Raw genomic sequence first — 20,552 nt, 5'->3', positions numbered from 1 at the left:
CTGAAAATTTCTTAGGTTTGGCTTAAGACTAAAATTATGGAAAGCATCAGCGTTTTTGATATGTTGAAAATTGGGGTTGGCCCGTCCAGCTCCCACACTCTGGGGCCGTGGCGCGCCGCATTGCGATGGATTGGCGAATTGAAGGAGAAAAATAATTTTGATAATGTAGCCGAAATTTCAGTGGACCTTTATGGCTCCCTTTCGCTTACAGGAAAAGGTCACGCAACGGATATTGCCGTAATGATGGGCCTTTCGGGTTTTGACCCCGTAACTTTCCCCATTGAAAATATAGATAAGGAAATTGATTTTATTACTTCGGAAAATAAATTGAAATTGAATGGCGAGCTTGAAGTTCCTTTTGTGCCGAAGGAAAACATAAAATTCAACCGTAAATTTCTGGAATTTCACCCTAACGGAATGACATTCCGGGCAACGCTGAAAGATGGATCAAAAAAATCTTCTTCGTTTTATTCCATTGGCGGCGGATTCACCGTAAAGAAAGAGCGCAAGCGAAAAAAAGCGAAATTGGCAAAATTTGCACAATTCCCATTTCCCGTTGAAAAAGGCACCGAGCTCCTCGCCTATTGCAAAGCCGAGGGAAAATCAATTTCTGAAATAGTGCTGGAAAATGAAAAATCGCTGCGAACCGAAACTGAAATCAATGACGGACTGAAGAAAATTTGGGATGTAATGCTGGATTCCATGTTTGTGGGCTGCCACACCGAGGGCATTCTCCCCGGTGGATTAAAAGTACAGCGACGCGCCTTCAACACACATAAAAATCTAATAGGTGAGGCAAAATATTCCAATGCTGAGGAGTGGATTGAAGCCATAAGAGGCACGGAAGTAAAATTCAGACAAATTTTGAAATGGGTCTCCTGTTTCGCACTGGCCGTAAATGAAGTCAATGCTTCGTTGGGCCGTGTGGTTACCGCGCCTACAAACGGAAGCGCAGGCGTAATCCCCGCCGTTTTGATGTATTATTTGGTTATTGAAAACCACGACGCCAATTTTGAGGATATCCGGAAATTTCTTTTGGTTTCGGGGGAAATTGGCAGTATTTTCAAAAAAGGCTCAACCATTTCAGCGGCCATGGGCGGTTGCCAGGCAGAAATTGGCGTTTCATCTTCTATGGCGGCCGGCGCACTTTGTGAGTTAATGGGCGGCACTCCAGAGCAATGCTTGATGGCCAGCGAAATTGCCATGGAACATCATTTAGGGATGACCTGCGATCCAATAGCGGGTTTGGTACAAATTCCCTGCATTGAGCGCAATGCCATGGGCGCGATAAAGGCAATAAATGCCTGTGAAATGGCATTGGACAGTGACCCGAGCAAAGCCAAAGTTCCACTTGACAGTGTAATTGAAACGATGTGGGAAACCGCGAAGGATATGAACAATAAATACAAGGAGACCAGCGAGGGCGGGCTTGCGGTAAAAGTCTATCTCAGCGATTGTTAATTTCGAAAATCGGAATTAATTGCAGTCTTCCTTTCGTCGGGAATCTATCAAATGGACAATTTTCCAGCCATCGTTAAATTTTGCCAGTGTAAAACTATTGGCACCGCAATGCAAAAAAGTTCCATTTAGCCAAAATTCATAGGGCGTCCACACGTGCGCTAGATTGCCATCAATTTCAATTTTATAGCTCAATAAACGCTCGTCCCAAATAGCATTCTCTGGCCTCTTAGCAATTGCTAAAATAAAATCTTCGGTGTTTTCAGTAGTAACTTTTGCCATTCCACTTTTATCCAAAAAGGCAGTTTGCATTATCATTTTTTCAGCCATAACTGATTGCATTTTAAGCGTATCACCTTCGTGAAAACCTTCAAAAAATCTATCAATTATTCCTTTAGCTTCCATTTCAGAAAAACTTTCTTGGGAAAAAATATTCGTCACAGTAGTAAAGCAAAGGATTATAGCGAGTAACTTCATCTTTAAATATTAAATATTGATTTTCAAAATTAGTACTTTTACCCACCAATCTGTTACAACCATGAGCACTGCAAAAAAAGAATACAAGCGCATAACTACCAAAACTTTGGTAGATATGAAGAAAAAAGGGGAAAAAATCTCCATGCTTACAGCCTATGATTACACCATGGCCAAAATTGTAGATAGTGCCGGAATTGATGTTATTCTTGTGGGCGACTCTGCCAGTAACGTGATGGCTGGGCACGAAACAACGTTACCCATAACGCTGGACCAAATGATTTACCATGCAGCCTCGGTGGTTCGCGCCATTGAACGCAGTCTGGTAGTGGTAGATTTACCTTTCGGAAGCTACCAAAGTGACCCGAAAGAGGCACTTCGCTCTGCCATAAGAATTATGAAGGAGAGCGGCGGCCACGCCGTAAAACTTGAGGGCGGAAAGGAAATAAAAGAATCCATTAAACGAATTTTGAATGCAGGAATCCCCGTGATGGGACATTTGGGACTTACGCCCCAGTCCATTTATAAATTTGGCACCTATACCGTTCGTGCCAAAGAGGAGGAGGAAGCTGAAAAATTGATACAGGATGCCATGTTGTTAGAAAAGGCGGGATGCTTTGCCGTTGTCCTAGAAAAAGTACCTGCCAAACTTGCCCAGGAAATTGCCGAAAAAATTTCAATTCCCGTAATCGGGATTGGCGCCGGAAACGGAGTTGATGGCCAAGTGTTGGTAGTGCATGATATGATTGGGATGACACACGAATTTAATCCGCGTTTTCTTCGTCGTTATTTGGATCTTTATACCGATATGAAAAATGCTTTCGCAAAATACAGTGCCGATGTGAAAAGTGGCGATTTCCCGAATGATAATGAGCAATACTAAATAGATATTTAGATTCAGGGATTTTTAGACTAATCCAAGAATAAAAAAATTAAAAAATCCAATAATCCAGCAATCGAAATATCCAACAATCTATCATACATAGCACTAAGGATAATCTTCAAGTTTTATTTGAGGATAATCATTTAATTATCGTGAACAAGCGGCCCGGGGATATTGTGCAGGGCGATAAAACAGGTGACAACCCACTCTCTGAAGTAGTAAAACAATACATTGCCGAAAAGTATGACAAGCCCGGCGCGGTATTTCTGGGAGTTGTCCATAGACTTGACAGACCGACCAGCGGCATTGTGCTTTTTGCCCGTACTTCAAAAGCACTTTCACGGCTCAATAAAATGTTTGCTGAAAGGGAAACCGAAAAAACATATTGGGCCATTGTGAAGGAAATGCCTCCAAAAACGGAGGATAATCTGATTCATTATTTGGCAAGAAATACCAAGCAGAATAAAAGTTACGCACACGATAAGCAAATACCTGATTCCAAAAAAGGAATTCTTCATTATAAACTTTTGAAAAGTTTGGACAATTATTTCCTTTTGGAAATAAAATTGGAGACTGGCCGGCACCATCAAATCCGTTCACAGTTAGCTGCAATTGGTTGTCCCATTAAAGGAGACCTAAAATACGGCTTTGACCGAAGCAATAAGGATGGGAGCATTCATTTGCACGCCAGAAAATTGAAATTTGTACATCCCGTGCAAAGAGAAGAAATTATTATTGAAGCTCTTCCGCCAAAGGACCCAATTTGGGATGCTTGCCTTTAAATTTGAAACAGTTTATTTTTAAGTGCAAAAAGCACCATCCCGACCCGGGTTTTTACTTTGGCTTTGTTGTAAACATCATGACGGTAGTTTTCAACCGTTTTTGGACTTAATTTCATTTTGTCGGCAATCTCCTTAAAGGTCATTTCACTACAGACAAGCTGTATAAAATGCAATTCCTGATCCCGGAAAACGGGACCTTCTTCTTCGCTTGGCAAAATATTGTTAACCAATGTTTCACTTACTTGCTGGGTGTGGTAAATACCGTTTTCCATAATTTCAAATAATGCCTCGTTCAAAATTTCTGGATGGATATCCTTCAGCAAATAGCCCTTTGCGCCGCGACGCAGCATTTTAATAATGGAATATTCATCGTCTTCCATGGTAAGAGCGAGAATTTTTATGTTGGGACGATATTTGGTCAACCATTCTGCGGTTTCAAATCCATTCATTTCGGGCATTTTGATATCCAATAAAATAATATGCGGATCTTCGTTGAGAATCAATTTTTCTTTCAGGTCCATTCCGTTTTTTGCGTGGAATGTCACTATGAATCCGGGAAAACTATTGATTAATTTTTCTAAGGAACCTGCAAATAGCAAATGGTCATCTACGATTGCAACTGATTTTGTGTGAGGGTCATCAAGCATTGTAAGGATATTTCAAGAAAAGTGCTGTGCCTTCACCGCTGGCAGAGGTAATAGAGAATGTGGCGTTGAGCAATTCTGCCCTGCTCCTCATAGTTTCCATTCCGCTACTATTTGTTTTTTGTGAAGCATCAAAGCCTACGCCATCGTCATTTACTGTTATTTCGAGGCTCTCTTCTTTATAATCTAAATGTACAAATAATTTATTGGCTTTGGCGTGCTTAATGACATTTGAAAGAAATTCCTGTAAAATCCGGAAAATTATAATTTCATTGCTACTTTTTATTGGTATTATTTCTCCCGTTATTTTGTGCGAAGCATCCAAATAGTTCAACTTATTGAACCGATCCAATTCTACTTTTAGGGATTCCACCAAACCATTCTTGAGAACAACGTCATTATTCAACACCTTAGAAAGGGACCGAATTTCCTGTACGGTGTCTGCTATTACTCTTTTGGTTTCCAGCAATTGTGATTTTTGTTCTTCCGAAGTTGTACCTATAAGCATATTAAGTTGAATACTGGCGACGGAAAGCAACTGCCCAACATTGTCGTGGAGTTCCCAAGCTATGTTTTTGAGCGTTTGTTCCTGAATTTCTATTTGCGAATTGGATAGTTCTTTCTCAAAGCGTTTTTCGGCTTCAAAACGATCTATAAGAAATTTGTTCTTTCTACGCTGAAAGGCAATAACAAATATCACGGCAAACAAGCTTAAAAATAGCAATACCGCAATAAAGTATACTATTAAAAGCTTTTCCTGAGGTAATAAGGGTCCTTTGTCCGCGAGCATATTAAAAATCCTATAATATAAATTGAGTATAAAAAATAATTTGAACCAAATACAATGATCTTATATAATATCACAAAATCTGGATCCCGTGACATACTGTAATATGAACTATAAAGAAACATAGGAGTTGTACAAAAATGAAATATAAGTGCCCCAACAGAAATGTAAAAGGGTAAATTTCTGTATATCTGCAAAATTTGATCGCTTTTCAAAAGTTCTAAATAATATAGACATATACTCAAAAAGACAATCAAAGACCCTACTATCATTGTAATTGGCTGGAAACCTGTGTAGAAACCGTCAGTAAATACCATCTCAGCAATACCGACAACAAGAAATATTGGAATGAGAATTTTGAGCAATAAAATGTTTTTACTGGAAAATAGATGCGATTTAAAGTAAAGCGCATAGAAAGTATAACTTATTACTCCATAAATATTGAAAAGCCAATAGTTTTTTTCAAATACCGTGTCCTTCCAAAATGATAGATAACCGTAATCAAACAACATCACGTATAATCCAGAGATTTCAACGAATGCAGTAAGCCCCAAAAAGCATACTAAATAAAATGTTTGTCTAGATTTTTGCTTACGGTAGTAATACAATCCAAATAAAAAGGCCAATACTTCTAAAGACAATGCAATAATTGCTATAAGCATCCCTAGTAATTTTTAGGCGGCCATCCACCAATTACTGTATTCATAGGGTCAATCTTGTAATTGTTGTCAGCATTTTCATCAGTTCCTTTGGTTGGAGCCAAAAATACGGTGGCTTTATTGTTTTCTTCACTATTGTAAGCTGCGAAGTAAATACGCACGCCAGGATTATCAATTTCCTGCTCTTCAGATTCACTTTTAACGTAGTCTAAAAACTCCTGAAGTTCTTCTACACTAAATAGAAATTCACGTGTGTCAGCACCACCAAGACCTTGTTCTATATATATTGCTCTTGTCGCTAGCCAATTATCTTGAAGTTGGGTCGCTTCTTCAACTGAAATACATTTTAATGGTTTAGTCATAATTACATAATTTATTATAGTTAGATATTTAACGAAATTAATAAAAACAATCTATTCTTTAATTAGATGAAATAGAAACGGTTGTCATTAATGACAACCGTTTCTCTATAAATCAATATGTTATACTCTATTTCCCTAATCCTTATGCATAAAGGCCTGTTTTGCCAATAATTCGGATTCACTTTCTACGTTATCCTCATCGGGCACACAACAATCAACCGGGCAAACTGCCGCACATTGTGGCTCTTCGTGGAAACCTTTGCATTCCGTACACTTATCAGGAACTATATAATAAATTTCATCGCTCACGGGCTCATTGGCCTCATTTGCATCTACCGCTTTTCCGTTTGGCAAAACCACATTCCCGTCGAGGTCTGTTCCATCTGCATACCGCCAATCGTCCGCTCCCTCATAAATTGCGGTATTTGGGCATTCAGGCTCACAAGCTCCGCAGTTTATACATTCATCTGTTATAATAATTGCCATAGTTAATCTTTTTCTAACTTTGTCGCAAATTTAATGCCTATTAGGGGCAACTCCAAACTAAGTATGGATTTAAAAGAAAGAATTAACGCTTTCGCGGAATTGGGAAATTTCCTGTCAAAAATTGAATCAAAAAATGAATTTGAATCAATTTTAGCTTCAGCCGAAGCACAAAATGGATGGTTTACTCCTGAAAATATAAAATTCTCGTTTCAAAGCTGGGCAAATGCTTTAACCGAAAAAAATCTCCAAGATTGGACTTCAAACTATAATATTGAAGAAAAAAACCCAAAGACCGTCGCTGTGATAATGGCCGGAAACATTCCATTGGTAGGATTTCACGATTTTCTTTCGGTATTGATTACGGGAAACAATGTTTTGGCGAAACTTTCTTCAAATGATAAAATTTTGCTTCCATTGCTTGCAAAGGAATTGATTTCAATTGAGCCAAACTTCAAAAATAAAATTGAATTTACCGATGGAAAACTGAATGATTTTGACGCCGTAATCGCGACCGGAAGTAATAACACCTCAAAATATTTTGAATATTATTTTGGGAAATATCCGCACATAATACGCAAAAACAGAAATTCCGTTGCAATTTTAAGTGGCAATGAAACCAAAGAAGAACTGGAATTGCTGGCCGATGATATTTTTCAATATTTTGGGCTGGGCTGCAGAAATGTTTCCAAAATTTATGTTCCTGAAAATTATGATTTCAAACTATTTTTTGAGGCCATGTTTTCGTGGAAAGAAATAATAAACAATCATAAATACATCAATAATTACGATTACAATAAAGCTGTTTATTTAATGGACAGTTTGCCGCTTTTGGACAACGAATTTATGTTGCTAAAAAAAGACAGCGGCTTCTCCTCTCCTATTTCAGTGGTTTTTTATGACGAATATGCTGCAATCGAAACTCTTAAAGATGAATTGGAAAGCCAAAGCGAAAATGTGCAATGTATTGTTTCAAATTTGGAAATTGATGGAAAAGTTAATTTCGGCGAGGCACAAAAACCAAAACTTTGGGAATATGCGGATGGTGTAGATACCATTGATTTTCTGTTGAAACTAAACTGATATTTTATTTGAATTTTCGGTTTCAGTTCCCTTCATAATTTACATCTTTGTAATACAAAAATCTCCGAAAATGAAAAAACACAATTTCAGCGCAGGCCCATGTATTTTACCACAATCCGTTTTGGAAAAATCTGCAGAGGCGGTTCTCAATTTTAACGGCCTCAATCTTTCATTGATCGAGATAAGCCACCGCAGCAAAGATTTTGTAGCGGTGATGGAAAGTGCCCGTGAGCTCGCCTTAGAGCATTTGAACCTTCAGAATAAAGGATACAAAGCATTGTTTTTACAAGGAGGTGCAAGCTTGGAATTTTTGATGGTAGCCTACAACCTGTTGGAAAAAAAAGCTGCCTATCTGAATACGGGTACTTGGAGCGATAAAGCTATAAAAGAGGCGAAATTGCTGGGAGAAGTTGCGGAAGTGGCCAGTTCAAAAGAATCCAATTTTAATTTCATTCCGAAGAATTATTCCATACCCAATGATGCAGATTATTTTCACTGCACCAGTAACAATACAATTTTTGGAACCCAAATGCAGAGTTTTCCTGAAACCCAGATACCGCTGGTTTGTGATATGAGTAGCGATATTTTTTCGCGGCGATTGGATTTTTCAAAATTTGATTTAATTTACGCTGGGGCGCAGAAAAATATGGGGCCAGCAGGAACAACACTTGTTGTGATACGAGAAGAAATATTGGGAAAAGTTTCCCGCGCCATTCCTTCCATGCTCAATTATAAAGTGCATATCGATAAGGATAGTATGTTCAATACTCCGGCAGTTTTTCCAGTTTATGTCTCTATGCTTACATTACAATGGCTAAAGGATTTGGGCGGAATTGAAGCCATCGAGAAAGTAAATAACCAAAAAGCGGAATTACTTTATTCTGAAATTGACCGAAATCCTCTGTTTGAAGGTTTTGTGGCAAATAAAGAAGACCGCTCAAAAATGAATGCGACTTTCAATCTTGTTGACGACCAGTTAAAAACAAATTTTGATACGATCGTAAAAGAAGCTGGCATCAACGGACTAAACGGCCACCGAAGCGTTGGCGGGTACCGCGCCTCTATGTACAATGCATTGCCAATGGAAAGCGTGCAGGTTTTGGTGGATGTGATGCAGAATCTCGAAAAAGGCGCTTAAAAAAATTTTTATTTAAATTTAGAATGCTTCAGATGAAAATATTAGCAAACGACGGAATATCAAAAAGTGGAATTGAAGCTTTGGAAAAAGCCGGAATGGAAGTTTTAACGGTGCATGTGGCGCAGGAACAACTTCAGAAATATATCAATGAAAATAATATAAATGTGCTTTTGGTGCGCAGTGCCACAAAAGTGAGAAAAGATATTATCGACAATTGCCCTTCCTTGAAAATAATAGGCCGAGGCGGAGTGGGAATGGACAATATTGATGTGGAATATGCTAGAAATAATGGCATTGCGGTAATAAATACGCCAGCGGCATCCTCTGCTTCTGTTGCGGAACTGGTGTTTGCTCATTTATTTGGTGGCGTTCGTTTTCTTTACGATTCCAATAGAAATATGCCATTGGACGGAGACACCAAGTTTGGTAATCTGAAAAAGAGTTACGCCAGCGGAAGGGAACTTCGCGGAAAGACTTTGGGAATTGTCGGTTTTGGAAGAATAGGTCGGGAAGTGGCGAAAATCGCTTTGGGCTGCGGTATGAAAGTAATTGCAAGCGATAGTGAAGTTGGCGAGGCAGCTATTACGCTCGATTTTTATGACGGCCAGAAAATCACGCTTCCAATAAAAACGGAACCTGTTTCGGAATTAATCAAGCACAGCCATTTTATTTCACTCCACGTTCCCGCCCAAAAAAACTATTTAATTGGTAAGGAAGAAATTGCGCAAATGAAGCAAGGCGTTGCCATTATCAATGCCGCCAGAGGTGGCGTAATCGATGAAAAGGCTTTGCTGGAAGGTCTGGAAAGTGGAAAAATTTCCTTTGCGGCGCTCGATACTTTTGAGAATGAACCAGAACCATCCATTAAAGTATTGATGAATGACCGAATTTCCCTGAGTCCACACATTGGCGCCGCCACTCTCGAAGCACAGGATAGGATTGGAACCGAGCTTGCGGAACAGATTATAGCAATTGCATCTAAAATTTAATCAGAAAACATTCTTTTTCGAATTTAAAAAGAATTTTAAAAACGCGTTAAAATACCCACGTTTGCTACTACAATAGGTACATTTGTGAAGTTTGATATGAAAACTTTCTTACTCATAATCGGTTTTTCAATAGCCATTTACAGTTGTGGCTCTGGCGATGCTGCGTTCAAAAATTCTTCTGATAGAACTGCAGCAAATGATACTATTCGCATTGCAAATGATAGTTTGGAGTATGAAATCATCATTATTGAACCTGGTTTCCAGGCTTGGCTCGCTAGCCAGCCCCCGCGCGGATTTTACGGCCAGCCTTATCTTGAAGTTCGAAATAGATTGATAGTTAACGAATACAACAATCGCGTGCGACAAATCAATAGATATCCGCGCGACTTATATGTTCAGGAAATCAATTATGACACAACCATAGATTATGGCTACGAGGTAAATTATCTACTTTATAATTACTTTTTATTTTTTCAGCGGCGTTACAATCAGAAATTCATAGGCATCAGAAATTGAAAAAACTCAAACAACGCTGGAATGTGTCTTCCAACTGGCAATTTTTCGTAATTCTATTGGTATTTGCCGTTACGGGAAGTTCTTCGGCAAAACTCGCTGAACCGCTCACGGAAGCGTTCGCAATTAAAAAAGAAATGGGATGGTACATCTATTGGCCTTTCCGGATTTTAGTCATTCTTCCCATTTATCAAATATTATTGGTGTTTTTTGGATGGCTCTTTGGTGAATTCAACTTTTTTTGGAATTTTGAAAAAATGATGCTCCGCAGAATGGGCCTTGGGTTTTTATTCAAATAAAATTTTACAATACAAAAAAATCCCATTTCTGGGATTTAGTTTTATTATTCATTAACCTTGATTTTAATTGCCTTCGGCTCAGGTTGTTTTCTCCAAACATAAGTGTATAGCCACATTAATGTAAACGTAGGAATCACGTCTGTAAAAGGCAAAATCTCTTCCAAAAATACAAGAACCGATGCTATTTTCCCCTTGTAACCATCATACATTTTGCTCATTTCCTTGGCTGCAATTGGCGCCCAGATAATATCGAGAAAAGGACCGATGAAGGGAATTACCATAGTAACCATACCAATGGCATCGTAAATAATACCGCGTGTAAGTAGTTTATATTTATAATCTTTCATAATTCTTTTTTCTTTAGAACTACAATAAACCTGCCAAAGTTTGAAACAATATTTTATTTCAAATTGTATGGTTCCTCATTAAATAGTACTTTCACACCATTAATTATAAAATATGATTGAAGCGATAAATATCCATAAATATTATGACCACCTTCACGTATTGAAAGGTGTAGATCTTCATATAAAAAAGTGTGAAATTGTTTCAATCGTTGGGGCTTCGGGAGCAGGTAAGACCACGCTTTTGCAAATTTTGGGGACACTGGATACTATTCATGACACTAAAAGTTCGCTTAAAATAAATAGCATCGATGTAGGATCGCTCTCCGGAAAAAAATTGGCGCAATTCAGGAATGAAAATTTGGGTTTTATTTTTCAATTCCATCAGCTTTTACCCGAATTTACTGCGATTGAAAATGTTTGCATCCCTGCCTTCATAAAAAATACGCCTAAACCGGAGGCAATAAAACGCGCGAAGGAATTGCTTTCATTCCTTGGGCTATCACACCGTGAAGACCATAAACCGAATGAACTTTCTGGCGGTGAGCAACAACGCGTGGCCGTTGCGCGGGCGCTCATCAATAACCCATCCATAATCCTAGCTGATGAGCCAAGTGGAAATCTGGATACGGAAAGTGCTGAAAATCTTCATAATTTATTTTTTACGCTTCGTGATCAATTCGGCCAGACCTTCGTAATTGTAACACACAATGAAGAGCTTGCCAATATGGCCGACCGAAAACTGGTGATGCAGGACGGAAAAATTATTCAATGAAACAAAACGAGCTGAAGGATTTCCTCGACGAAAAGGTTACTGTTTACAATCATCCCAGTTTTATTGAGTCGGACCCCATTCAAATTCCACATCTTTTTACGAAAAAGGAAGATATTGAAATTTCTGCCTTTCTGGTTGCAACTATTGCGTGGGGAAATAGAAAAAGCATCATAAATAATGGGAAACGCCTCGTTGAAATTATGGGCAATTCGCCCTACGATTTCGTGATGGATTTTTCTGAAGAAAATTTTTCGAATGTAGAGCCTTTCGTCCACAGAACTTTTAACCATATAGATTTGGCGTATTTTTTTAAATCTTTAAATAACATTTATATTAATCACGGCGGTTTGGAATATGTTTTTTCAAAATACGCCGAAAAAAATTCGTTGCAGCCCGCAATCCATCATTTCAAAAAAGTCTTTTTTAGTCTTCCCCATCTTCCCCGCACGCAAAAACACATAAGCGATCCGCTAAAAAACTCAGCAGCTAAACGCATCAATATGTTTTTACGGTGGATGGTAAGAAATGACAATGCTGGCGTGGATTTCGGCATTTGGGAGAGCCTTTCCCCTTCCCAACTTTCTTGTCCGCTTGATGTCCATAGTGGCAACGTCGCTCGTCAATTAAATTTATTGAAGCGAAAACAAAACGACTCGAAAGCTTTGGAGGAATTGGATGACGCCTTGCGAAAATTGGATAAGCACGATCCTGTGAAATATGATTTTGCTCTTTTTGGATTGGGAGCCTTTGAAAAATTTACCGAAAACAAAAAAAATTAAATTCCTATTAACATTTGTTTAACTTTACTTGGAATGTCGAAAATTTAGTTACTTTTGGTACTTATTTAAAGTACGAGGAATTTCAGACTTGATAGAACCCGCAACACCTAAAGACGAACAACTTCGGTTGGCCGCAGTAAAATCTTACAACCTTTTGGACACTTTGCCCGAAAAGGATTTTGACAACATTACGGCTCTTACCGCAAGTATTTGTGACGTCCCCATATCACTTGTAACCCTTTTGGACTCTGACCGCAATTTTTTGAAATCGCATTACGGTTTGGATTTTGACGAATCTCCGCGCGATATTTCCTTTTGTGGCCACGCAATATTAAATGAGGAAAATTTATTTATCGTTGAAGACGCGCGCAAGGACATTCGGTTTAAGGACAATCCACTTGTGCTGGAAAAAAATGCAGTCTTCTATGCAGGTGTAAAGCTTGTAAGCCCTGATGGATTCACGCTTGGCACCCTTTGCATTTTTGACACCAAACCTCGTACACTTTCAAAAAGCCAAAAAGATGCACTAAAAGCATTGGCATATCAAGTAGTTCGGTTGTTTGAAGCGCGCAAAAAGAATGAGGCATTATTGGTTCTTCAAGAGGAATTAAAAGCCAGAAATGATGAGTTGAAAAACTTTGCCGGACTGGTAAGCCACGATATGAAAATGCCGCTGGCAAATATGATTATCACCTCCGATATTTTGAGATCGAAATATGGAAAATTTCTTGACGATCAAGGTCGGGAATATTTGGATTACATTAAACAATCTTCTTTCACACTAAGCGAATATATTTCTGGGCTACTGGAACACTATGAAAGTGATAACATAGTGAAACGTGAAGCCGAAAGGTTTGATAGCAATGCACTCTTCGAGGAAATTATTGAGTTATTGAATATTGATGGAGAGTGTGAAATAAACCTTCCGGAAAAAAACATTGAACTCCTAGGTAATAGAGTTGCTTTAGAACAAATTTTTATCAACCTCTTGACCAACAGTCTAAAGTACAACGATAAAGACAAGATAATTATTGATATTTCTTGCTGGAAAGAATCTAAAGAATATCATTTTCAAATTGCAGATAACGGAATAGGAATACCAAAGAATAAAATTTCTGACATTTTTGAAATTTTCAAAACTGCAGCCGAAAATGATCGATTCGGTAAAAAAGGTAATGGTATTGGGCTCTCAACCGTTAAAAAATTAGTTGAAAGACTTGGCGGGACTATTTCAGTAGCTTCAAAATTAGGTAGAGGCACCACCTTCCACTTCACCATAAAACGCAGCGATATATAATTGTTATAATATCCTGTTAAGAAATTTTCAGATTGACTCATATAAAACTATATTTACCGCAATCCAAAAAAAGGATAGCTATAAAATTATATGATTGCCCCAGAAATCCCCGAAAATGAGTCTGAAAGATTAGCAGAGCTGAAAAAATACAATCTACTCGATACACTTTCTGAAGATGATTTTGATAACATTACCAAACTGATTGCCACAATCTGCGAGGTCCCTATCTCACTCATAACGCTTTTAGATAAAGATCGAAATTTTTTCAAATCGCATTATGGATTGGATTTTAATCAATCGCCACGAGAGCTTTCATTTTGCGGACACGCCATAAATAGTGATGCTGAAATCTTCGTCATCGAGGACGCCAGAAAAGATGGTAGATTTCACGACAATCCATTGGTTTGGGATATTGATGCCATATTTTATGCGGGAGTCCCGCTTATTAATTCAAGTGGATTTGTGCTGGGCACATTGTGTGTATTTGACCACGCGCCCAGAAAGTTGAACGATGTCCAGATATCTGCTTTAAAAGCTCTAGCAAAACAAGTGACCAATCTTTTTGAGCTTCGGAAGAAAAACTCGTTGTTGATGGAATTTCAAACGGAATTGCAAAACAGAAACGAGCGTTTAATAAAATTTGCCCATTTGGTATCCCACGATTTAAAATCTCCCTTGGCAAACATCACTTCACTCACCCAACTGCTGCGGGAAGAAAATGAAAATTTAACGGATGAATCGCAGGAATACCTGACCTATATTGAAGAATCTTCCTCTACCCTTAAAAATTACATCAATGGTATTTTGAAATTTTATAAATCTGATGAGCTTTTGGGCGCGTCAAAAGAAGATATCTATTTAAAAGATTTTTTTGAGGAACTAAAGGAAATTCTTATAGTAGATGATATTGAATTCATTTATCCAACGGAAGGAATCCTGAAAAAAGTGAACAAATCTGCCTTGATGCAGATTTTTATTAATTTGATTGATAATTCCCTGAAATACAATATGAATCAAAAAAGACTTGTCGCCGTAACGTACATCAGTGAACCGGAATATCATAAATTTTCCATCAGGGATAATGGAATGGGAATCGATATGGGCGTGCAGGAAGAAATTTTTAGTCTTTTTAAAACAACTGGCGTTAAGGATAGAAATGGAAATGAAGGGACGGGAATTGGCCTAGCAACCGTAAAAAGTTTGGTTTCAAAATTGCAAGGTCAAATATCTCTGGAATCTGAGCCTGGAAAGGGCAGTATTTTCACCTTTACCGTGCATAAGTAAGGCGAATTAAGTTCCATTTTTTATCTTTGAGCAATATTTACAGGAATGCAGTTTAAACACCCAGAAATTCTCTACGCCCTCTTTTTACTGCTCATCCCAATATTCATTCATCTTTTTCAGCTTCGCAGATTTCAGAAAGTGGAATTCACGAACGTTGCTTTTCTGAAAAAAGTAACAATCCAAACACGGAAAAGTTCACAACTCAAAAAATGGTTAACCTTATTGGCAAGAATGCTTGCACTTGCCTGCGTTATTATTGCCTTTGCACAACCGTTTTCTGCTTCCAAAACTGCTTTGAGTACTAATAAAGAGACCGTTATCTATATTGATAATTCTTTTAGTATGCAGGCGAAAGGTAGCGATGGCCCTATGTTGCAAAGGGCTGCGCAAAACCTGTTTGAAAATATTACAGCAGAAAAATTAAGTTGGTTCTCCAATAATTCTGAAAGAAAAAATGTTTCGGTACAGGATTTTAAAAACGAAATTCTAGGCTTGGAGTATTCACAAAATCAATTGACACCGTCCCAAATTCTATTGAAAGCAGATCAATTTTTTTCAAAAGAAAATGATGTTCAAAGGCAGCTGCTGCTTATTTCTGATTTTCAGGTAAAGGAAACTTTTCCGGAAATACCGGAAAATATGAATGTAAATGTGGTGCAACTGAAACCTGTGAATCCTTCAAACATAGCGATAGATAGCGTTTATATTGCTTCAAAAAATTCTGCCAACGTTCAATTAACCGTGAGAATTTCAGCGAATGGGGAGGATTTAAAACAAACCCCCATTTCCTTATTCAATGGCGAAAAACTAGTGGCTAAAACTGCAGTAGACTTTTCAGAAAAAAATAGCAACACAATAGATTTTGAGATTGAAAATACCGAAGGTTTTAACGGAAGAATTGAATTGACGGAACCCAACATTCCTTTTGATAACACCTTGTTTTTCAATATAAATAAGCCGAAAAAAATCAAAGTATTGGCTATCAATGAAGCTGATGGCAATTATCTCCAGCGCCTTTTTAATACCGAGGAATTTGATTTTGTGCAACAGCCATTCCGCAATCTCAATTACAATGAAATTCCCGACCAAAATTTCATCATTTTAAATGAATTAACAGAGATTCCCGCCCCTTTAGCAACTGCGTTGAAAGCTTTTAGTGAAGGTGGTGGCAGCGTTTTGATAATTCCATCTGGGCAGGCAGAAGTGGGTAATTATAATTCCGTTTTATCCTTATTAGATTTGGGAACATTGGAGAATTTACTTCCACAGGAAAAAAGAATCACGAAAATTATGTTTTCGCACCCACTTTTTGAAAATGTATTTGAAAAACAAGTAGTTAACTTTCAGTACCCCACGGTCAATTCCTTTTACAATGTTGCTTCAAATGCTTCCGCGGCACTCACCTATGAAGATGGAAAACCGTTTTTGCTCCAAAGTGGAAAAAATTATTTTTTCACTTCACCCATAAATACCGAAAATTCCAATTTTCAGAATTCACCTTTAGTTGTACCGACTATTTACAATATGAGCCAATTAAGTCTCGCTTTACCGGATTTATATTATGAAATTGGCTCACAAAATACTTTTGCGGTTCCCGTAAAATTAGGTTCCGATGAAATTTTAACTCTTAAAACTGAAACAGAAAATTTCATTCCACTTCAGCAGACAAAAGCAAACCAAGTTTTGATTACAACGACGGATGAGCCCAATGCTGCCGGCATCTATGAAATTTTCAGTAAGGAAGAATTCTTGGAAAATGTGAGCTATAATTATGACCGTTCAGAAAGCAATCTCAACTATTTAAACGCTGAGGATTGGCAAGGAGCGAAAACTTTCAGCTCAGTGGAATCGCTTTTTGAAAACATTGCAGAGCAAAATTCCATCAACAGTTTTTGGAAATGGTTTGCTATTTTTGCATTGCTGTTCCTGATACTTGAAATGCTTATTTTAAAATTCCACAAATGAACATACTCTTAAAATCGGCTGTTATTGTTGAACCTTCAAGTAAACATCATTTAAAAAAACGCGACATTTTAATTGAAAAAGGCAAAATTTCAAAAATTGCCGCAAGTATTTCATCGAAAAAGAATATCAAGGAAATTTCATTGGAAAATCTCCACGTTTCCCGCGGCTGGTTTGACAGTAGCGTATCTTTCGGCGAACCAGGATTTGAGGAAAGGGAAACAATTGAAAACGGTTTAAATACCGCCGCCATCAGCGGTTTTACTGCAGTTGCGGTAAATGCGAATACTTTTCCAGTAACCGATGCGAAAGCGCAAATAAAATTTATTAAAACGAAGGCCGAGGGCCACGCAGTAAAATTGTACCCTATTGGCGCACTAACTTTGGGCAGCAAAAGCATAGATCTGGCTGAACTTTTTGATATGACGAATGAAGGCGCCATTTCATTTTACGATTATAAAATTCCAATCGAGAATGCAAATCTGCTGAAAATAGCGCTTCAATATTCGCAGAATTTTGATGGACTGGTGCAATCTTTTCCTTTTGAAAAATCCGTAGCGAAAAACGGTGTCGCAAATGAAGAAGTGAACAGTACAAAACTCGGTTTAAAAGGTATACCCAATCTTTCGGAAGAGCTGCAGATTATCCGCGATCTCTATATTTTGGAGTACACCGGCGGAAAACTTCATATTCCAACCATTTCTACTAAAAAATCGGTATCCTTAATAAAAGAGGCAAAGAAAAATGGGCTGAATGTAAGCTGTAGCGTTTCGATTTTTAATTTGTTTTTAACCGATGAACTTTTGGAAGAGTTCAATACGAATTACAAATTATTGCCACCCTTACGAACCTCGGAAGACGCAAAAGCACTTTTGAAAGGACTGAAAGATGGCACGATCGATGGCGTAACCAGCGATCACAATCCTATAGATACGGAACATAAAAAAACCGAATTTGAGCACGCGAAGTTTGGAAGTATTGGTCTTGAGGCTTGTTTCGGCGTATTGAACAAATTGATTGGTTTTGAAAAATCCATCGAAGCATTGACTGGTTTAAGGGAAGTTTTTAAAATCGATTCGACAAAATTTGAGGAAGGCTCTAAAGCAGAGTTAACGCTTTTCAATCCAGATACGGAGTGGGTTTTTAGTGAAGCAGATATCTATTCCACTTCAAAAAATTCGGCTTTCCTAGACCAAAAATTAAAGGGAAAGCCCTACGGAATTTTGGCAAACAACAAATTAATTCTTAACAAGTGATGCAAAATGCACCCGCTGGAAAGAGAGAAGCCGTAATAGCCTATGCTCCGTTTGTAGGTTTTTTTATTGCGTTTTTTATGAATTCTGAAAAAAAGCATCCATTCGCCACTTGGCATATTAAAAATATGTTTGGAATTTTTTTGATGTTTATGGTTTCCGTGGTTATTCAGTCCCAAATTAACTATTTAATTGGCGACATACTTTGGACTGTTGTTTTGTTGATTTGGCTTTTCTGCTGGTTAATGGCAATTTTGAATAAACGCGGCGGAATACCATTGCTTAGCGAAAAGTTTCAGGAATGGTTTACTTTTTTAAATTGAAAATTTTACACGATTCCTCAAGACTTTTCTATTTTTGCAACCTATGGAAAAAAAGGATTTACGTTTAGAACACAATTTTAAGCCAGCGAAAAATACTTCAGAAAAAGCACCGGCTATTATTATGCTTCACGGTTTTGGGAGCGATGAAAACGATCTTTTTGCTTTTGCAACGGAGCTCCCGGAAAAATATGCCGTCATTTCCTTTCGCGCCCCCATTCGATTGGAACCTTACGGAAATGCATGGTACAATATTTACTTTGATAGTGCGGATGGCAAATTTAGCGATGATAAACAAGCAATTGCTTCCCGTGATTTAATTGCACAGTGCATTGATGAAGCCGTAGAAAAATATAATCTTGATCCAAACAATATAACATTGGCTGGTTTTAGCCAAGGAACTATTTTAAGTTTTGCGGTTGCGTTGAGCTATCCAGAAAAGGTAAAAAACGTGCTTGGACTCAGCGGTTATGTAAATACTGAAATTTTAAAGGAAGGATTTGCTGATAATGACTTTAGCAACCTTAAAATTTACACTTCCCACGGCTCAGTAGATCAAGTAATTCCTGTAGACTGGGCAAGAAAAACCAAACCATTTCTGGAAAATCTAAACATCGACTTCCAATATTCTGAATTTCCCGTTGGCCACGGCGTTTCTCCCCAAAATTTTTCAGAAATGAAACAGTGGCTTGAAAAAAACGGATAATTAATTCTTTGGATAAATTAATGAAGAAATCACATTCAGCGTAATTTCATTTTGGGAATTTAGGCTGTAATCCAATATCATTTCTCCCCAATAAACTCCATCGGTAAAATCGGCAATAATCCATTTATGGTTCAAAAACTGGATTCTATTTATTTTCATTTCGCCATTCATCCCCTCAAACGGAATTAAGGGATTGCTACCCTCAAGCACATTTTGATCATAAATTTTATTGGCTACCAAATCTTGAACGGTATTTGCATCATTCCCAAAACTTCCAAAATAATTTTGAGCGTTTTCATTACCACTTAATGTGAAATAGTTCAGATCTGAAATACTATTTTTATGGGATTTAAGCGAATCTTCACGCGCCTGAATTTTCGCTTCCAAATTTGAAATTTGAGCCTCTTGCGATTTAAAAATCGTCTTTTCATTCATATATTGATAAATTATGAACAGAACAGCAAACAAAAATAAATACAGGAAAATTTTATTCTTCATAGATTAATTTTAAGCGTATCGTAAGCTAAATGGACATTTTCCGGTAGCCGTTTTTCCACTTCATCATGGAAACCCATTAAATGGCTAATGTGAGTGAGATAAGTTTTATTTGGCATTACTTTATTAATGAAATCAAGTGCTTCGGCAAGATTGAAATGTGAATAGTGAGGTTCTTCCCGAAGCGCATTTACCACCAAAATGCGTGTTCCCCTAATTTTTTCGATTTCGTCTTCAGCAATTGTTTTCACATCTGTTAAATATGTAAATCCATCAATCCGAAAGCCCAGAACGGGAAGGCTATCGTGAAATGCCTCAATTGGAATCACTGTTTTGCCACCAATCTCGAAATTTTTATTTTTATCAATTTCAATTTCTGAAATACTTGGTGCGCCGGGATATTTGTTCTCTTTGGCAAAAATATAACCGAATCGCTCGTGCAAAGATTTAAAAACTCGCCGATGGGCGTAAAATGGCGTATCACCTTGTCTAAAATTATAAGGTCGAATGTCATCAATACCCGCAGTATGGTCACTGTGTTCGTGGGTTAATAGGATTCCATCAATTTTTGAAACATTTTCGCGCAGCATTTGTTGGCGAAAATCTGGCCCGCAATCTATAACAAATTGATAATCATCCCAAGTCAATAGTACCGATACGCGAAGTCGTTTGTCTTTCGGGTTTTTACTTTGGCATACGGGATGATCACTGCCGATTACCGGGATGCCCTGCGATGTGCCCGTACCAAGAAAAGTAACGGTGAATTGTGATTTCATTAGGGCA

24 protein-coding genes are annotated in these 20,552 nt (G+C 37.9%); 16 read left to right on the top strand and 8 right to left on the bottom strand.

The window, feature by feature from the left end; translation table 11 throughout:
• The first annotated feature begins 36 nt into the window (after positions 1-36).
• Entirely contained in the window at positions 37-1,461 is a 1,425-nt protein-coding gene (locus KIV10_RS12250; protein ID WP_214114150.1) for an L-serine ammonia-lyase, read from the top strand.
• Positions 1,462-1,476: 15 nt separating this feature from the next.
• Here KIV10_RS12250 and KIV10_RS12245 read toward each other — a convergent pair whose 3' ends face one another.
• Complete coding sequence (locus KIV10_RS12245) at positions 1,477-1,899, bottom strand: nuclear transport factor 2 family protein (protein WP_214114149.1); 423 nt, start codon at positions 1,897-1,899, stop codon at positions 1,477-1,479.
• Positions 1,900-1,996: 97 nt separating this feature from the next.
• Here KIV10_RS12245 and panB point away from each other — a divergent pair, with 97 nt between their 5' ends.
• Together panB and KIV10_RS12235 are read left to right on the top strand one after the other, a co-directional pair.
• Positions 1,997-2,815, top strand: a complete 819-nt coding sequence (panB, locus tag KIV10_RS12240; RefSeq protein ID WP_214114147.1) for a 3-methyl-2-oxobutanoate hydroxymethyltransferase — start codon at positions 1,997-1,999, stop codon at positions 2,813-2,815.
• A gap of 149 nt (positions 2,816-2,964) precedes the next feature.
• Positions 2,965-3,597, top strand: coding sequence for an RluA family pseudouridine synthase (locus KIV10_RS12235; protein ID WP_317194742.1), 633 nt, complete (start codon positions 2,965-2,967; stop codon positions 3,595-3,597).
• Here KIV10_RS12235 and KIV10_RS12230 read toward each other — a convergent pair.
• The 4 genes from KIV10_RS12230 to KIV10_RS12215 all read right to left on the bottom strand — a co-directional run bounded on the left by KIV10_RS12230 (position 3,594) and on the right by KIV10_RS12215 (position 6,535).
• Positions 3,594-4,244 carry a response regulator gene (locus KIV10_RS12230; RefSeq protein WP_214114145.1) on the bottom strand — a complete coding sequence of 217 codons (651 nt, stop codon included), beginning with the start codon at positions 4,242-4,244 and terminating at the stop codon, positions 3,594-3,596. The two genes, KIV10_RS12235 and KIV10_RS12230, sit on opposite strands and share 4 nt — an antisense overlap.
• Entirely contained in the window at positions 4,237-5,031 is a 795-nt protein-coding gene (locus tag KIV10_RS12225; protein ID WP_214114144.1) for a sensor histidine kinase, read from the bottom strand. The genes KIV10_RS12230 and KIV10_RS12225 overlap by 8 nt, the downstream gene beginning before the upstream one ends.
• A 661-nt stretch (positions 5,032-5,692) precedes the next feature.
• On the bottom strand, positions 5,693-6,049 hold the full coding sequence (locus KIV10_RS12220; protein WP_214114143.1) for a hypothetical protein: 357 nt from the start codon (positions 6,047-6,049) through the stop codon (positions 5,693-5,695).
• Positions 6,050-6,184: 135 nt separating this feature from the next.
• Positions 6,185-6,535 (bottom strand): 4Fe-4S dicluster domain-containing protein, encoded by a 351-nt coding sequence (locus tag KIV10_RS12215; protein ID WP_214114141.1) that lies wholly within the window; start codon positions 6,533-6,535, stop codon positions 6,185-6,187.
• A gap of 63 nt (positions 6,536-6,598) precedes the next feature.
• On the opposite strand from KIV10_RS12215, the gene KIV10_RS12210 reads away from it, so the two are divergent.
• From KIV10_RS12210 to KIV10_RS12190, 5 genes are all read left to right on the top strand, one after another.
• Entirely contained in the window at positions 6,599-7,615 is a 1,017-nt protein-coding gene (locus KIV10_RS12210; RefSeq protein WP_214114139.1) for an acyl-CoA reductase, read from the top strand.
• Positions 7,616-7,685: 70 nt separating this feature from the next.
• Positions 7,686-8,753 (top strand): 3-phosphoserine/phosphohydroxythreonine transaminase, encoded by a 1,068-nt coding sequence (gene serC / locus KIV10_RS12205; RefSeq protein WP_214114137.1) that lies wholly within the window; start codon positions 7,686-7,688, stop codon positions 8,751-8,753.
• A gap of 32 nt (positions 8,754-8,785) precedes the next feature.
• Positions 8,786-9,742 (top strand): D-2-hydroxyacid dehydrogenase, encoded by a 957-nt coding sequence (locus tag KIV10_RS12200; protein WP_214114135.1) that lies wholly within the window; start codon positions 8,786-8,788, stop codon positions 9,740-9,742.
• A gap of 96 nt (positions 9,743-9,838) precedes the next feature.
• Complete coding sequence (locus KIV10_RS12195) at positions 9,839-10,258, top strand: DUF6146 family protein (protein WP_214114133.1); 420 nt, start codon at positions 9,839-9,841, stop codon at positions 10,256-10,258.
• Entirely contained in the window at positions 10,255-10,554 is a 300-nt protein-coding gene (locus KIV10_RS12190) for a DUF6787 family protein (protein WP_214114131.1), read from the top strand. Before KIV10_RS12195 ends, KIV10_RS12190 begins: the two co-directional genes overlap by 4 nt.
• Positions 10,555-10,598: 44 nt before the next feature.
• On the opposite strand, the gene KIV10_RS12185 is transcribed toward KIV10_RS12190, so the two are convergent.
• Entirely contained in the window at positions 10,599-10,901 is a 303-nt protein-coding gene (locus KIV10_RS12185) for a hypothetical protein (RefSeq protein ID WP_214114129.1), read from the bottom strand.
• Positions 10,902-11,013: 112 nt separating this feature from the next.
• Here KIV10_RS12185 and KIV10_RS12180 point away from each other — a divergent pair, with 112 nt between their 5' ends.
• From KIV10_RS12180 to KIV10_RS12145, 8 genes are all read left to right on the top strand, one after another.
• On the top strand, positions 11,014-11,673 hold the full coding sequence (locus KIV10_RS12180) for an ABC transporter ATP-binding protein (RefSeq protein WP_214114127.1): 660 nt from the start codon (positions 11,014-11,016) through the stop codon (positions 11,671-11,673).
• Positions 11,670-12,452 carry a TIGR02757 family protein gene (locus tag KIV10_RS12175; protein WP_214114125.1) on the top strand — a complete coding sequence of 261 codons (783 nt, stop codon included), beginning with the start codon at positions 11,670-11,672 and terminating at the stop codon, positions 12,450-12,452. Before KIV10_RS12180 ends, KIV10_RS12175 begins: the two co-directional genes overlap by 4 nt.
• An 88-nt stretch (positions 12,453-12,540) precedes the next feature.
• On the top strand, positions 12,541-13,749 hold the full coding sequence (locus KIV10_RS12170) for a sensor histidine kinase (protein WP_214114124.1): 1,209 nt from the start codon (positions 12,541-12,543) through the stop codon (positions 13,747-13,749).
• A 90-nt stretch (positions 13,750-13,839) separates the two neighbouring features.
• Positions 13,840-15,033: a sensor histidine kinase gene (locus KIV10_RS12165; RefSeq protein ID WP_214114122.1), complete on the top strand. Its 1,194-nt coding sequence runs from the start codon at positions 13,840-13,842 to the stop codon at positions 15,031-15,033.
• A 45-nt stretch (positions 15,034-15,078) separates the two neighbouring features.
• The gene (locus KIV10_RS12160) at positions 15,079-16,998 is read left to right on the top strand and encodes a BatA domain-containing protein (protein ID WP_214114120.1); all 1,920 of its coding nucleotides are present in this window, start codon (positions 15,079-15,081) and stop codon (positions 16,996-16,998) included.
• On the top strand, positions 16,995-18,251 hold the full coding sequence (locus KIV10_RS12155; protein WP_214114118.1) for a dihydroorotase: 1,257 nt from the start codon (positions 16,995-16,997) through the stop codon (positions 18,249-18,251). The genes KIV10_RS12160 and KIV10_RS12155 overlap by 4 nt, the downstream gene beginning before the upstream one ends.
• Positions 18,251-18,571, top strand: coding sequence for a hypothetical protein (locus KIV10_RS12150; RefSeq protein WP_214114116.1), 321 nt, complete (start codon positions 18,251-18,253; stop codon positions 18,569-18,571). Before KIV10_RS12155 ends, KIV10_RS12150 begins: the two co-directional genes overlap by 1 nt.
• Positions 18,572-18,614: 43 nt before the next feature.
• Entirely contained in the window at positions 18,615-19,274 is a 660-nt protein-coding gene (locus KIV10_RS12145) for an alpha/beta hydrolase (protein ID WP_214114114.1), read from the top strand.
• On the opposite strand, the gene KIV10_RS12140 is transcribed toward KIV10_RS12145, so the two are convergent.
• Both KIV10_RS12140 and KIV10_RS12135 read right to left on the bottom strand, forming a co-directional pair.
• Positions 19,275-19,772, bottom strand: a complete 498-nt coding sequence (locus KIV10_RS12140) for a hydrolase (RefSeq protein WP_214114112.1) — start codon at positions 19,770-19,772, stop codon at positions 19,275-19,277.
• On the bottom strand, positions 19,769-20,545 hold the full coding sequence (locus KIV10_RS12135; protein WP_214114110.1) for an MBL fold metallo-hydrolase: 777 nt from the start codon (positions 20,543-20,545) through the stop codon (positions 19,769-19,771). Before KIV10_RS12135 ends, KIV10_RS12140 begins: the two co-directional genes overlap by 4 nt.
• Positions 20,546-20,552 lie beyond the last annotated feature (7 nt).

Source organism: Aequorivita echinoideorum, assembly GCF_018476645.1.
Classification (GTDB): Bacteria; Bacteroidota; Bacteroidia; order Flavobacteriales; family Flavobacteriaceae; genus Aequorivita; species Aequorivita echinoideorum.
The sequence above is the reverse complement of the archived record's forward strand: the minus strand, read 5'-3'. Positions and strand labels throughout refer to the sequence as shown.